Source organism: Paenibacillus sp. PK3_47 (assembly GCF_023520895.1).
Lineage (GTDB): Bacteria > Bacillota > Bacilli > Paenibacillales > Paenibacillaceae > Paenibacillus_AQ.
Window position 1 is genome coordinate 6,191,361 of record NZ_CP026029.1, and the last position, 15,134, is coordinate 6,206,494.

The following is a 15,134-nucleotide window of genomic DNA, read 5'->3' on the forward strand; positions in this document are numbered from 1 at the left end:
ATAAAAACGCATAAAAAATGTGTATGTTGTTGACATAAAATGTTGTTAGCGTTTACACTAGGGGTGTATGATGGAACAAATTACCTTGAGGGGGAGTATTAGTGGAAAAGCATTTGATGTATATCAACGGCCAGTTTACGGAATCAGAAACTAAAGAGTTTATGGATGTAACCAACCCGTCAACAGATGAAGTCATTTCCCAAGTCCCCAAAGCTACCAAGAATGATGTTGTGCGTGCCATTGATGCAGCGGAAGCAGCCCAGTCTGCCTGGGAAGAGACACCCGCGGTAGAGAGAGGGAAGTATCTCCATGCCATCGCCGACGGAATCCGTGCTGAAGCTGACAGTATCGCCAGACTGATCTCGGAAGAAGTGGGCAAAACCTTGGAGCTGTCTACAGTAGAGGTTAATTTTACAGCGGATTACATGGACTATATGGCTGAATGGGCGCGCCGCTACGAAGGTGAGATTGTTCAGAGTGACCGGGATAATGAGAATATTTTTGTGTTCAAACGTGCCATCGGGGTAACTACAGGGATTCTGCCGTGGAATTTCCCGTTCTTTCTGATCGCCAGAAAAATGGCACCGGCCCTCATCACCGGTAATACGATTGTCGTTAAGCCGAGCGTTGAATCCCCTAACAATGCGATTGCTTTTACCAAAATTGTGGATAAAGTCGGTCTGCCTCCGGGTGTATACAACCTGGTTACAGGCAGAGGCGGAGAGGTCGGCAACGAGCTGGCCAGCAACCCTAAAGTCGGAATGGTCAGCCTGACAGGCAGCGTACCGGCCGGACAAAAGGTAATGGAGGCGGCAGCCGAGAACATTATCAAGGTCAGCCTTGAGCTTGGCGGTAAAGCGCCGGCGATTGTAATGGATGATGCGGATCTCGACCTGGCTGTAAAAGCGATCGTGGATTCCCGTGTAATCAATACTGGCCAGGTCTGCAACTGTGCGGAGCGTGTATATGTGCATGAGAAGATCAAGGATGAGTTCACCAGCCGCCTGGTCGAGGCCATGAAGGCTGTCAAATATGGCAACCCGCTGAAGGATACAGGAATCCAGATGGGGCCGCTGATCAACAAAGCCGCTCAGGATTCTGTACAGCAGAAGGTTGACCGTGCAGTCGAAGAGGGCGCAAAAGTTCTCCTGGGCGGTAAAAAGGTGGAAGGCACAGGCAGCTTCTTTGAACCGACGGTTATTGCCGATGCCACCAACGAAATGGAAATCGTACAGGAGGAAATTTTCGGGCCGGTTATTCCGATTGTTACCTTTGCGGATCTGGATGAAGCCATCGAGTTGGCCAATGACAGCGAATTCGGGCTGACTTCTTCACTCTACACCCAGAATCTGAATGTGGCGATGAAAGTCATCAAACGTCTGAAATACGGAGAGACCTATATTAACCGTGAGAACTTTGAAGCGATGCAGGGCTTCCACGCAGGCTGGAGAAAATCCGGTATCGGCGGCGCAGACGGCAAACACGGATTGAACGAATACCTGCAGACTCAGGTAGTTTACCTGCAGTATGATAAATCTATTAAGTAGTTGAACTTATAAAGTATATTAGCTGAATGCTCCCGGGTGGTCCGGGAGCTTTTTTGATGTGCGGAAACTGGTGCGAAGATGTGCCGGGGCGAAATGAAAGGTATTTTTACCTCTCATTCTGCGGGAAATCGGCTAGCGGACCAAATGAGAGGTATTTTTACCTCTCATTCTGCGGGAAATCGGCTAGCGGACCAAATGAGAGGTATTTTTACCTCTCATTCCGCGGAAAGTCGGCTAGCGGACCAAATGAGAGGTACTTATACCTCTGATTCCGCGGAAAGTTAGCGAGTGGACCAAATGAGAGGTAAATACCCCTGATTCCGCGAAAAGTTGGCCCGTGGACCAAATGAAAGGTATTTATACCTCTGATTCTGTGAAGAGTTGGCTCGTGGACCAAATGAGAGGTATTTATACCCCTAATCCAGCGAAAAGTCTTCTAGTGGACCAAATGAGAGGTATTTATACCTCTGATTCGGCGAAAAGTTGGCCCGTGGACCAAATGAGAAGTATTTATACCTCTGATTCTGTGAAGAGTTGGCCCGTGGACCAAATGAGAGGTATTTATACCTCTGATTCCGCGGAAAGTTAGCGAGTGGACCAAATGGGAGGTATTTATACCTCTGATTCTGTGAAAAGTTGGCTATCGGGCCAAATGAAAGGTATTTATAACTCTCATTCCGCAGAATGCAGGCGAGTGGGCCAAAGAAAAGGCCCTGCAGTCCACAGGTAGCCAGCCTAAAGTTTTTTCTTCAAATAATACTTCGTCTGGCCCTCATTGGGGCAATCCTTAATCTCTCCGAAGATTTCATATCCCTGCTTCTGATAAAAATGCGGCGCCTGCCAGCTCATTGTAGTCAATTCACTTACTTTACAGCCGCGCAGACGGGCTCTGGCCTCCAGCTCTTCCAGCAGCGCTGCACCTAATCCATTACCTCTGAAAGAGGGATCTACTGCCAGCAGATGGACGTTCAAAATGTTCCAGACGATATCACCGGTGATCCCGCCCGCGAATATATCATTTTCATAAGCGGCCAGGGAAATAGCCTCGCGCTCATATGGGGGGATGTCCTGATCCGCGCTGCGGCTGTGCTGTTCGAGCAGACTGGAAATTTGCCGCTGATTTTGCTCCGGATGTAACTCTGATATTTTTAATGACACCACTATCACTCCTTATCCCTAAACTATAGCATACCGGGGGCTTTAGCAGGACCGATTCCGGTTAATGACTATAGAACCCAAGAAAAGCGCAAGGAGGCCATGCGATGTGGAATAATTTAAAACAGAAGCTGTATGACCGGAAAGAGCCCGCTTTTCCGCTGGCGCTGTTCCGGATCGGCTTTTCGCTCGTATTTATGCTCGAACTGATACAAATGATGATCTTCAGGGATCTGATTTTTCAAAAAGACAGCCTGGCAGCCACTGTGCCGCTCTTCTTGACCTTCTTGTTTGTACTGTGGATGCTGGCGCTGTTCCTGCTTCTGATCGGCTATCGGACCCGGATCGCGGCTATAGTGAACTATGCTATCAGCGTGTATATACTGGGATTTGTGGCCGTCAATGAAACGAACAACTGGCAGGTGGATTCCTTGTTTCTGACAGGCTCATTTCTGCTTCTGTTCATGCCTGTGTCCGCCTGTGTCTCGGTTGAAAGCCTCATGGAACACCGCCGCCAGGCCAGAGTCCGTGTCCGGAAGCTGCCCCGGCCCAAGGCCCGGTTCATTCATACAGCGTTTCTGATTTTCATGATGGGGCTGTTTTACCTGGATTCCATGCTGTTTAAAGGTTCTTCCTCCATGTATCTCACAGGATTGGGGTTGTGGGCTCCGGCTTCACTGCCTTTCACCACCTATTATGACGTCTCCTGGCTGATCAATCATGAATGGCTCGTACGCATACTCGGTTATTCTCTGCTGGTCTATGAGACCGTCTATATCTTCCTGATCTGGTTCGGAAAACTCCGGGTGTGGCTCAGTCTGGCCGGTGTCCTATTGCATGCGGGCATCGTAGTTGTGTTCCCGATACCGGTGATGAGCCTGCTTACCATTGTTATTCACCTGTCCATTATCCCGGAGAGCGCATACCGGAAACTGTATGACAAGCTGATTGCCGCCAAGCAGAAACGCCTGGCTGTGTACTATGACCGGCTTTGTCCGCTGTGCCGCCAGACGGTCGGCATCCTGTCGGCACTTGACTTCCGCAAAGGCATTGAATGGAAGGCGCTGCAGGATTTCGCGGCAGAGGAAAAACTGCTGTCCGGCATTCCCGAAGAAGATCTGCTGCACGATATTTATGCCGTAGAGAAAGGCAAGAAGCTGCATAAAGGAGTAGATACCTATGCCGCGATTCTCCGCTCAACAGGCTGGTTATACCCGGTCGGACTGCTGCTGAGCCTGCCGCCAATCCATGGCATTGCCGCCCGTATTTACGGGGCTGTAGCTGCCAGACGCAAACGGGAAGGGGGCTGTACGGACAGCACCTGCGGCATTGGCATTGTCGCACCGCCGGAACCCTCGTCATCCTTTTTGGCCGGCAAGTTCTGGCCCGCCGCGACTCTCCTGATCGTATGGATCATTTCTTTTATCATCATCTCCTTCGGGTCGCCGGTTTACGGCAAATATTTGACCGGAGAGAACAGCCAGCTTACAGCTGCTCTGAAGGATACCGCCGCAGTCTACAAGCGGGTGACCTACCCGGTACTGGGCTGGAGCAATCACGGCGTATACACGGAGACCCATTTTGAGGATTACACTTTCCAGACACGACTGGTCTATGTTAACGGTGATTCTCCCGTACCTCTGCCGATCATGGACGAACGCGGCTTCTCTCGCAGTTATGCGGTTGGGCGGCAGTGGGATAACTGGTCATACGCAACCGCCAAGCCCGGCCTCTCCTTCGAACAAGCAAGCCGCCATTTGCTGGACTACGCCGCCTTCTGGGCAGAACGTAATGGAGTGGATCTGGAATCCGGCAGCGGTATCATCGAAATCCAGCGCAAGCCGATTGAAGTGAAGCTTGACGCCTTCCGGGAGGGCCTGCTAAGGGATAATATGAGTCAGCCTTGGACCCGGATCGGTGAGATCTCCTCCAGCGGCGGCAGTCTGCAGGTTGTAATGGACGGGGGATCAGAGCCAGATCCTCAGGGCACCTGGGGAGAAGCGGCTGGCAGTGCCAGATGATCTGATTAAATAGTTAAGTCAAACAACAGCGGTTCTCCTATTATTGGAGGATCGCTGTTCTGCGTTGCTGATATTTAAGAACCCGCTTTAAACCGCCCAACTTCTTAAAAAAGTGCACGTTATCCTATAAAAGCCGCATACCCATGCCGCAGCTGTTGTCCTAAAATGAAGTCAATTCAACAATATCAAGGACAGAAAGTGGGAGTTAAGGGATGCTACAGGAAAGAGACCGCAGCTGGATAGAATCAATCATTAAGAAAATCACAGTCAAAATGGATACAGTCAGCGAGAGATCGCGCCATAAAATTCCCTATACAGCCATAGACGGAATACATGACGATAAAGCTTCGCAAAATGCAAGCGGTTTCGATGCGGACGGGATCTGCTGGTGGACCAACGGCTTCTGGGGCGGCATGCTGTGGCTGATGTATCATGAAACCGGAAATGAGAAGTACAAGGAAATTGCAAATATCTCCGAAACGTATCTGGACCAGTGTTTTCAGGATTTCTACGGGCTGCATCATGACGTGGGCTTCATGTGGCTGCCTACGAGCGTTGCTAATTATAAGGTGACCAGGAATCCGGATTCGCGCAAAAGAGCCCTGCATGCGGCCAACCTGCTCGCAGGCCGGTTTAACTTGGCCGGCGGCTTCATCCGTGCCTGGAATGACCTGGAGGATGGCGATACAAGGGGCTGGGCCATTATCGACTGCATGTTCAACATTCCGCTTCTGTACTGGGCAACAGAGGAAACGGGTGATCCGCGGTTCAAGCAGATTGCCATGCGGCATGCGGATACAGTTATGTCTTCTTTCGTCCGTCCGGACGGGTCTGTGCATCATATCGTAGAGTTCGATCCGTTCAACGGCGGAGTGGTCCGTACCTATGGCGGGCAGGGTTATGCGGACGGATCTTCCTGGACAAGAGGGCAGACTTGGGCAATGTACGGCTTCATGATGAGTTATATTCACACAGGCAAAGAGGAGTATCTCCAGACAGCCAAAAGAATCGCCCACTATTTTATTGCTTGCATTCCGGAAGACGGCGTAATTCCGCTCGATTTCCGGCAGCCGGCTGAGCCTGCACTGGAAGATGACACAGCGGCAGCGATCGCCGCCTGCGGCCTGATTGAGATTGCCAAGGCTGTAGGCGAAGTAGAGCGCGATTTGTATCTGAATGCGGCACTTAAGCTGCTGCGGACACTGGATGAGCGGTCCGACTGGTCCGAGGCAAGTGACTGCATCCTCCAAAAAGGTTCAGAAGCCTACCACAAGCCGCGCAACAAGCATCATCATCCGATCATTTATGGGGATTTTTATTTCATGGAGGCAGTGTTCAAGCTGAAGGGGAATGACTTGTATCTATGGTAAGCATCTGTTTCTAAACGCGTAATTGACTCAAATTATAAAGCGAGGATATCATTTCATGAGCCATAAGATTATAAATCCGGTATTAAGAGGCTTTAATCCTGATCCTTCCATTGTAAGAGCAGGAGACGATTATTACATTGCGACTTCCACCTTTGAATGGTTCCCCGGCGTACAAATACATCACTCCAGGGATTTGGTTCACTGGGAGCTGATCGCACACCCGCTTAACCGGGTGTCTCAACTGGACCTTAGAGGAATAGGCGCTTCTCAGGGAATTTGGGCACCCTGCCTGACCTATGATAACGGCATCTTTTATCTGGTGTATACTGTCGTCAATTCATTTTATGTCAAAATGTACGATACGCCCAATTACCTTGTAACGGCAGCGGATATCCGCGGGGAATGGTCAGAGCCCGTCTATTTGAACAGCTACGGATTCGACCCTTCCTTGTTCCACGATGATGACGGGCGCAAGTATATCGTCAGTATGGTAACCGATCACCGGGTAACCAAGCGTTACAGGGGCCATCTTGTTATTCAGGAGTATTCATTGGGTGAGCAGCAGATGATCGGGGAACCTGTTACCATCTATGCCAGTAACGATACTTACCTGGAAGGGCCGCATATCTACAAGCGTAACGGCTATTATTATTTGTTCGCGGCGGACACAGGCACAGGGGAGGGCCATGGACAGAGCATCCTGAGATCCAGATCATTATTCGGCCCGTATGAAGCATGTGAAGGCAACTCGTTAATGACCTCCCGAAACCATCCGGATCTGCTGCTGCAAAAGGCGGGGCATGGCGATCTGGTCGAAACGCAGCACGGGGAGTGGTATATGGCGCATCTGTGCGGCCGGGCTCTTGCGAACCGGACGGAAAAAGGGGAGCGTAAATATACTCTCGGGCGTGAAACCGCACTGCAGAAGGTAGAGTGGACGGAGGACGGCTGGTTAAGGCTTGCAAATGGCACCGTAGTGCCGGATACCGAGGTACAAGCACCTGATCTGCCGCCGCATCCGTTCCCTGCAAAACCGGCAAGAGATGATTTTAACAGGGATAAGCTGGATATTCACTTTCAGTCGTTACGCATTCCCCTTGACGAAACCTTCTACTCCCTGACTGAACGCACCGGGTATCTCCGGCTGTACGGCAGAGAAGGCCTGGGTTCAAAATACCGGCAAAGTCTTGTCGCGAGACGCTGGGAAGAGCATGCTTTTACCGTCAGCACATGCCTGGAATTTGAACCGGAGAGCTTCAAGCAGCTGGCTGGACTCATCCTGCTCTATGACACACAGAATTATTACTACCTGCATGTGACGCATCATGAAGATCTGGGACGCTGTATCTGCATTCTTAGCGCCGTTAACAACAACTATTCAGAACCGGCGGGTTATATTGCACTTCCTGATGACGCGAAGCGTATCTTTCTGCGTGCAGAAGTGGACCGTGATAAACTCCAGTTTGCGTACTCCGTGAACGGGGAAGAGGGGTTTCAGGATATCGGTCCGATTCTGGATGCCAGCACTTTGTCGGATGAGGCCTGCCAGGAGGGCTGGTTTACCGGCTCTTTTGCCGGGATCTGCTGCCAGGACTTAACCGGCTTCCGCAAGCCTGCTGATTTTGATTATTTTGAATACAAGAACAGGCTGTAAGGAGAATTCTGCATGAGTGATGAATTTAATGTGAGGCAGTATGGAGCCAAAGGCGACAGTATTACAGTGGATACCACCGCAATCCAGCAAGCAGTAGATGCCTGCCACAGCGCAGGCGGAGGTTATGTAGTGCTTTCCGGGGGAACGTTTGTATCCGGCACGATTTTTCTAAGATCGAACGTATATTTACAGGTGAATCCTTCCGCAGTATTGCTGGCAAGTCCCGATATAAGCGACTTCGTGGACGGACCCATTATAACCGCTACGTCAATGAGAAGGACATGGATAAATGCTTCATTTATGCTGAGGATGCCGTGAATATCGGGCTTACCGGCCACGGTGAGATCAACGGCAATGCCGGCGAATTTCCGAATGAAGGCAGCATATACCGGCCGATGATGATGCGCTTTTTGCGCTGCACCAGCGTTCATGTCAAAGGACTCCGGCTCTACAACTCCACTGCGTGGACAACCGCTTTTTTGGACAGCGAGAATATCTGGTGTGAAGACCTAGACATCCGCAACGATAAAAAATACAACGGTGACGGCCTGGATTATGACGGCTGCAGGAATGTGTTCATCCCGAACTGCAAAATCCTCGGGACCGACGATAATCTCTGTCTGCAGGCAAGCAGCAAGGAATATCCGATGAAAAACGTGCATATTACGAACTGCCATTTCACTTCGATTTGTGCCGGTATCCGGATCGGACTCAAGTCCATTGGAGACATTTCAAATGTCACGATTCATAATTGTACCTTTGAGGACGTCCGGCGCGAAGGTATTAAGATCGAGTGTACCGAAGGCGGGAGTATTACCGATATCGTGGCTTCCGGTCTGGTGATGCGAAATGTAACACGTCCTGTATTTATCCTGCTGAACAACCGCCCTTCTTTTAACGGGATCAGAGTGGATGCCTGTGAGAGCCGTCCGATACGTGATCTGGTTCTGAAGAATATGATCTATACTGCTGCTGGCGGCGCGGCAAAAGAAGACATTCCTGCCGGGTACCCCAAGGTGTGGGATATGCGGCTTGATCATCCGGAACAGGTATCCGAAAATTATTATCCCGACTGGAGCCGGGCGAGATTTATGGATATCAGGAATGTAGAACGGCTGGTGGTGGAAGGTGTAAGGTTCCATAGCTTGAGAGAGGATACAAGAGAATCTTATATTATTGAAAATTGTAAAACACTTAATCTGGATGTTGTGGAATATTAACAGATGAGAAAGTTGTGCTGTCCGGCAAGGGTAAGGTATGATGAATAATATTCTTCACTCCTTACCCGGAGATTCAATATAGCTTGGAGGCATAACCAATGAGCCAGCGTTTTCGTATTACCCGTACCATGCAGGAAAATATTGCAGAGCCTGCAATCACTCTTGAGGAGTGCAAAAATTACTTTGCATCTAAGGCCGATTTTACGTATTCAGAGACTTTTACCGTCAAAGGACCGGAGAGCACCATGACGATCAACGGTGATTTTTTCATGTGGAAGCTTGGAGAATCAGAAATTCCTTTCCGGTTGTACTCCGGAGATCTCTATGTAGCCGTGCCGCATGAAGCGATAGCTGCCAAAATGCTTGAAGTGGCCTCTGATTTGCGTGCTGATGTGGTAGAAGGTTAGCCGTCAGTATTAAAGTGTCAGTTTCTTTCCGGTAATACATGAAAAAATTAAGACCGCCTCTTCTAAAGGGCGGTCTTTTTTGCGTATTTATTACGTAATTACGATATCTGAATACCCGGCAACAATATTGAGTGAACCTGTGCTGGTATCTGCCCAGGCCCCGATATAGCCTCCCGGCGGGACAGAGGCAATATCGATATAGTCGCCAATCAGCGGTACCGGCGTCGGGCTGCTTCCATTGGGATTGAAGGAGGAATTAGTGATTCTTGTATTCGTAAATGTCTGTCCGCCATTAATAGACCGGGCCACAAACACATCCAGCAGAAAACCGTTGACCTGGTTGCTGTAATAGATGACATTCACGACGCCAAGCAGAGGATCCACATCAATTGCCGGGAAAAAGTTCTGCGATCCCGCAGGTGCACCGGTAATACTGACCGGAGCTGACCAGGTCGTTCCTGTGTTGTCCGAGAAGGACATCAGGATGTCGGAATAGCCCTGCCGGAAATCCTGCCAGACGGCATATGCACGTCCACTGAATGGTCCGGATGAACGGTCGGTCGACACATTGGCAAAGGTCAGTACACGGAAGGCATAATTTGGAACCGGCAGCACAATCGGAACAGGCACAACAGAAGAGACCAGAACCGCTGATTCAAATGTAGTTCCTCCATCCCGCGACAGCCTGATAAAGAACCGGGAAGGTGTATTATTCGTAATCCAAGCGGCATAGACATTGCCGACAAGATCAACCGCGGTATCCGGACGCTCCACCTGATCCGTTACGCTGGACAGAAGGACATTATTCCAGGTGGCCCCGCCATCCTGGGAGCGGCTGAGGAAGGCTGTGGAATTCCCCCCATTGGCTACGTTGAACTGATGATTATAGGTTACATAAATATTGCCCAGATAAGGGCTGGACTGGCCGACATCAATCAGGACATTCGTCTCATCATTATTAATATAAGTGCCGTATCCGCTGTTCACGATAACCGGCGGGCTGAAGGTAGCTCCATTGTCCGTCGAGGTATAGATTACCGTTGTACCATCGGAAGCACCGGGGAAGACATGGGCTGTGACCACAAAAGTATTGGGGAAGCCGTAGGCAACCATGGGAGCTTCAGCCCCTGTAAAACCGGGAGGCAGCGGGAGGATGGTTGTGGTCCAGTTGGCACCGCCGTCCAGGGAGCGGTATACACCGGTATTCGGCACACCACCTACAGAAGTGTCAACGGCCACGGCAATCATGATACTGGGAAGCAGCAGGTTGACCGCGATGCCAGGCTCAAACTTCGGGAACGGCCCCGCAGTTACTGCGAAGTTGAAATTCGTCATTAGAAACCTCCTTTCCTTCTTTCTATCAGGATATGAAAAATCAGCACTACACTACTGTGCCTTTTGGACAGTAATCAATAATCCATGAATGCCCCGAGTCTCCTGTCTCAATCCTTATTTGCGAGAATGAATAGAATGCTAGAAAACAAAGAAAGGAGTGAAAGAGAATGCCATTCACTTCAGGAATTATTACCAATACCCGGGCTACCGGTACAGCGGCAAGCTATATTGCTGTAAGCAGCCGTAACTTAAGTGCATTTACTGCAACCGTTGTAGTAGAGGTTTTTACCGTCCCGATCACGACACTGACGCTTACTCCGATTTATGTAACCAGCTTTTTTGTTCCACCCTTTACAGCTGATATCAGGGAATTCTTCATTGCAGGAAATGTGGCCTACGAAGTGCAAATCGATAACACCGACCCGCTGTCCGTAGTCGCCTTCTCTTCTTATGGACTGGATGAGTCCGGAAATCTGGTTACCGAGCAGAGAGTGCTGCAGTCGGAATTTACGGAAATTTCTGCCTTTTCGCTGCCGCTGTAAACTTGGGCTTAAAAAAATGACTGCAGCGGAAACCGTCTCCCAGAGCGGTTTCCGCATTTTGGCATGTCTTTTACAGGGGAAAGAGGCTATTCACACAGGCAGGCCGGACGCGAGCAAAATACACTGATTACAAACCTGTGCAAAAGGGGGAGGAAGGATTGGCGGATGTTGGAGTTGTAATGCCGGTATATATCCAAAATCCGGAATTCCTGCGGCAGGCGCTGGAATCTGTTCTGAAGCAGACAATCACCGGATTCCGGCTTGTCATTGTCATTGACGGTGCGCCGCAGATGGAGCCGCTTGTGACGGGCATTACCGGCAGGGACCCGCGGATAACGGTCATCTCATATCCCGTTAACCAAGGTGTAGCCCATGCATTAAATACCGGCTTCAAGCTGCTTTTTGAGGATCCTGACATCCGGTATTTGACCTGGGTATCCACAGACAATATTTATGAATCTTATTTTCTGGAAATCCTGCGGGCTGCTCTGGTTAAAGGACCGCCGGAATTAGGCCTTGTGTACAGCTCCTTTCAAAGCATAGACAATGAGGGGAACCTGCTGAATGACGAGCATCAGCTGGCCGCACTGCGCCAGTACCAGGGACGAAATAAGGAAATGCTGCTTGAATCTTCAATTATCGGCGTTTCTTTTATGTATAAAGCAGATCCTGCCAAAATCGTTGGAGATTACCGCCTCCAGCCGGTAGAAGATTACGATTATTGGCTGAGACTGGAGGAGCACTGCGATATCCGCTACATTCCGGTCGAACTGATGAAGTACCGCGTAAATTCTTCCTTTAGCGTGTCGGCACAGCTGCTCTCTACAGAGAATCACCGGAAATGGAGATATACTTATCATTTGACCCGTCTGCAGGCCCGGTCACGACGGGGGATTCCGCCGGCTATTACTATTCTGTATCCGGTCCAGGCAGCAGATGCATCTCATATCGCAGCTGTGGAGAACATTTATGAACAAACGTTCAGTAATTATATTTTCCGGGTACTCGACTTGTCGCATGATAACCAGCCTACAGCGCTGCTGTCGGAAATCCATCATCCCATAACCGAGTTTGTCTGGATGCCGGGCGCTTCGGTTCAGCATGCGGTATACAGGATGCTGGTCAGTATCACCACCCCTTATACACTGTTGTTCGGACCCGGACTGTTTACTTCGTATATGGATATTGAGTATCTGATAGACAATTTGATCAGAAATACGGGAACTGTCATATCCGATTACTATACGGATGATCATACACAAATCGGCTACAGGCATAAGGGTGTGCCTTCTGTGAAACCTACACTTACGAATGAGCTGTTCAAAACTGCGGAGCTGCTGGAGCTGTACAGCCAGACCATGACCCAGAAAATACTGAGCGAAAACGAGTGATGATATGAAGGTGCTGTTTACGTTTTATAACCCGAGCGGGGGAATGGAAACCTTGAACCGGGTCCGCTGCGAAGCCTTGTCCGCACAGGGAATTGAATGCCACCTGCTCTATACTCATCATGGAGAAGGGCGGAGGAATATCCGGAATACTCCGGTTCATATCTTGTCCAGTGACGAGGAAATCCAATATTTGCTGACAGCCATATCCTTTGACCTTATTGTAGTCTGTACAGACATCGATCTGGCCGAGCGGATCCGCAAGCTTGGTTACAGCGGTTTGCTGGTATATGAGCTGCAGGGACTGGGACAGATAGAAGAAGCGCGGGAAGTCATCGCAAGGTTCTCCAGCCGGATCTATCAATATGCGGATGCGCTTGTATATCCGGAGACTGCACACTTGAAGCTGCTGCTGAAGGAATACCTTCCTGCTATGCAGCATTACTGCTTCGATGATCCCGTTGGCCTGCCTAACTTCGGGTATACTGCGTATCCCCCGCGGAAATATCCGGTTCTGGCATGGGTAGGCCGCATACAGGCGAATAAGAATTGGCGGGAATTTCTGCAGATTGGCCTTCGGCTGCTGGAGAGCAAGCCCCAGTTATATTTATGGATGTTCACAGATAACACTTTATATGATCCGGAAGAAAAGGCGGGCTTCGACCAGTTCGTCGCAGAGACAGGAGTTTCCTCAAGGCTGATCCTTTATTCCAATGTGCCGCATGAGCTTATGGCCGATTATATGAGCATTGTGGGTGATTCCGGAGGGCTGCTCTGCTCCACCTCCATACTGGAAGGCTTCGGCTACGCGGTAGCGGAGGCGATGTTATGCCGCTGCCCGGTGCTGTCCAGTGATTCCGACGGAATCCGCAGGATGGTTATTCATAACCAGACCGGAAAAATATACACCGGCGGACAAATTGATGAAGCGGTATGGTCCGCATTCTCCTTAATGCACAACCGTCCGCTGAGAGCTACGATCCGGAGGCAGGGTGAGAAACATATCCGCACCAATCTGAGCCCGCAGCTGTATGTAACCAGATTTCTAGAGATGTATAATTCATTGCTTGATGTAAGGCACTGATAGAGAACCGCTGCTCCTTCCGGGCAGCGGTTTATTTTTGCGAACCAATAAGATTCAGCTCCCGCCAGGAGCATCAATACCAGCCAAATGAAGTGTCTGCTTCAAACGGTCAAGCTCCACATAATAATCCTCTAAGCCGGCAAAATTACCGGACGGAGACGCTTGTTCTTGTCCGTATAACATATAGTAGTCAAGTTTATTATGATTGCTGATCATCCAGTAGGTCGGCAGGACATGCAGCTTGTGAAAGATTTCAATCACTTGTGTCCCCTCACAACAAAAAGCGAGATTTGTCAGCCCCGCGCCATGTGGGCCTACAATCACTTTAGCTGAGGCAAACAGTTGAATTTGCCCGGTTATGCTCCAATCCTCAGGACAGACGGATATAAAACCATAGGTCTCCAGGCATTGAATGATTTCATTCTCGTTAACCATCCGGCGGTAGGAGGCTTTTCGCCTTGAAATATATAACCGTTCCGGAACGGATTGTGCCGTATCCCGCAATGGCAGAAGCTTTGTGCGCAGCGTATCAGTAATCCATGGCGGATAATGGGAATTCATCATGATGGATGGTACAATCAGCTGATCGGCTTGAAGATACAGATTCATATCCGTGCGGATGATAGAGGACGGCTGTATTCCAAATAATCGTAGCGTCTCTTCTGCAAAGGCGGCATGAGGGTAAGGATTCATGATCAGGCAGTGATAAGGAACATCCATGGACTTAAGCATCAATAGTCTGGGCAGCACATCATAAAACCAGTGAAAATAATTACCGCTTCCGCAAAAAGTCAAAACAGCAGCGGTCCCGTGAATCTTTTGCGGTTCCTGATCCTTTTGGCGGAACATTGCAGGATGCTCATCCGCTGCCAGCATTCGGTGCTGTTCCCCGTCGTACTCCGGTGAAAGGTCATGTATCAGTCTGCCGTCCGGAGTCAGAACAGCGCCCGACTGACCCCATACACGCCCTGACTGCAGGAATGCAACATAACCGCCTTCAGGCTGTTGTGAGTAGGGCATTAAGTAAGGATGAATCTCGGTTTCAATGCTCTTGGGAGCTTCAAAAACAGCTATGCCGCCAAAATCAAACGGGATAACTGTCCGCCGGTCAACAGCCGCAGTGCCAACTTCTGCAGCGTCAGTGCCAACTTCTGCAGCGTCAGCTGCTATAAACGAAGCCTGCCATTCCCAGATGCTATTAAAGTAACCTGCTTTTACTTGGCTTACCGGGAGAATTTCATCGTTTATATCGTCCATGGAGCACCCCGCAATTATCCATTATCAAGTTATTTTATGTTATTAAAGAATATAGGACACGACTAAGAAAGAAATAGACAAATGGACCAAAAGCAAGGATGGAGATTATAATTCAGGATACTGTAAGGAGTATTATTTATAAATATTGTTGCAC

13 protein-coding genes are annotated in these 15,134 nt (G+C 49.7%); 10 read left to right on the plus strand and 3 right to left on the minus strand.

Annotation, left to right across the window (positions count from 1 at the left end; translation table 11 throughout):
* Positions 1 to 116 precede the first annotated feature (116 nt).
* On the plus strand, positions 117 to 1,547 hold the full coding sequence (gene aldA / locus C2I18_RS26985; RefSeq protein WP_249902264.1) for an aldehyde dehydrogenase: 1,431 nt from the start codon (positions 117 to 119) through the stop codon (positions 1,545 to 1,547).
* Between the two features lie 735 nt (positions 1,548 to 2,282).
* Here the strand turns inward: aldA and C2I18_RS26990 are convergent.
* Entirely contained in the window at positions 2,283 to 2,705 is a 423-nt protein-coding gene (locus C2I18_RS26990) for a GNAT family N-acetyltransferase (RefSeq protein WP_249898779.1), read from the minus strand.
* Between the two features lie 104 nt (positions 2,706 to 2,809).
* On the opposite strand from C2I18_RS26990, the gene C2I18_RS26995 reads away from it, so the two are divergent.
* The 6 genes from C2I18_RS26995 (at position 2,810) to C2I18_RS27020 (ending at position 9,374) form a co-directional block, all read left to right on the plus strand.
* Entirely contained in the window at positions 2,810 to 4,723 is a 1,914-nt protein-coding gene (locus C2I18_RS26995) for a DCC1-like thiol-disulfide oxidoreductase family protein (RefSeq protein WP_249898780.1), read from the plus strand.
* 212 nt (positions 4,724 to 4,935) lie between these two features.
* Entirely contained in the window at positions 4,936 to 6,093 is a 1,158-nt protein-coding gene (locus C2I18_RS27000; RefSeq protein WP_249898781.1) for a glycoside hydrolase family 88 protein, read from the plus strand.
* Between the two features lie 55 nt (positions 6,094 to 6,148).
* Positions 6,149 to 7,747 carry a glycoside hydrolase family 43 protein gene (locus C2I18_RS27005; protein WP_249898782.1) on the plus strand — a complete coding sequence of 533 codons (1,599 nt, stop codon included), beginning with the start codon at positions 6,149 to 6,151 and terminating at the stop codon, positions 7,745 to 7,747.
* A gap of 12 nt (positions 7,748 to 7,759) precedes the next feature.
* Complete coding sequence (locus tag C2I18_RS27010; protein ID WP_249898783.1) at positions 7,760 to 8,065, plus strand: glycosyl hydrolase family 28-related protein; 306 nt, start codon at positions 7,760 to 7,762, stop codon at positions 8,063 to 8,065.
* Positions 8,029 to 8,967: a glycosyl hydrolase family 28 protein gene (locus tag C2I18_RS27015; protein WP_249898784.1), complete on the plus strand. Its 939-nt coding sequence runs from the start codon at positions 8,029 to 8,031 to the stop codon at positions 8,965 to 8,967. The genes C2I18_RS27010 and C2I18_RS27015 overlap by 37 nt, the downstream gene beginning before the upstream one ends.
* A gap of 98 nt (positions 8,968 to 9,065) precedes the next feature.
* Positions 9,066 to 9,374, plus strand: a complete 309-nt coding sequence (locus C2I18_RS27020) for a hypothetical protein (protein ID WP_249898785.1) — start codon at positions 9,066 to 9,068, stop codon at positions 9,372 to 9,374.
* Between the two features lie 90 nt (positions 9,375 to 9,464).
* Here the strand turns inward: C2I18_RS27020 and C2I18_RS27025 are convergent, their stop codons facing one another.
* Positions 9,465 to 10,709, minus strand: a complete 1,245-nt coding sequence (locus C2I18_RS27025; RefSeq protein ID WP_249898786.1) for a sialidase family protein — start codon at positions 10,707 to 10,709, stop codon at positions 9,465 to 9,467.
* 167 nt (positions 10,710 to 10,876) lie between these two features.
* Between C2I18_RS27025 and C2I18_RS27030 the strand changes: the two genes are divergently transcribed.
* The 3 genes from C2I18_RS27030 (at position 10,877) to C2I18_RS27040 (ending at position 13,723) form a co-directional block, all read left to right on the plus strand.
* Entirely contained in the window at positions 10,877 to 11,251 is a 375-nt protein-coding gene (locus C2I18_RS27030; protein WP_249898787.1) for a hypothetical protein, read from the plus strand.
* Between the two features lie 158 nt (positions 11,252 to 11,409).
* Positions 11,410 to 12,642 carry a glycosyltransferase family 2 protein gene (locus tag C2I18_RS27035; protein WP_249898788.1) on the plus strand — a complete coding sequence of 411 codons (1,233 nt, stop codon included), beginning with the start codon at positions 11,410 to 11,412 and terminating at the stop codon, positions 12,640 to 12,642.
* A 4-nt stretch (positions 12,643 to 12,646) separates the two neighbouring features.
* On the plus strand, positions 12,647 to 13,723 hold the full coding sequence (locus C2I18_RS27040; RefSeq protein WP_249898789.1) for a glycosyltransferase family 4 protein: 1,077 nt from the start codon (positions 12,647 to 12,649) through the stop codon (positions 13,721 to 13,723).
* A 54-nt stretch (positions 13,724 to 13,777) separates the two neighbouring features.
* Here the strand turns inward: C2I18_RS27040 and C2I18_RS27045 are convergent, their stop codons facing one another.
* Entirely contained in the window at positions 13,778 to 14,980 is a 1,203-nt protein-coding gene (locus tag C2I18_RS27045; RefSeq protein WP_249898790.1) for a glycosyltransferase family 61 protein, read from the minus strand.
* Positions 14,981 to 15,134 lie beyond the last annotated feature (154 nt).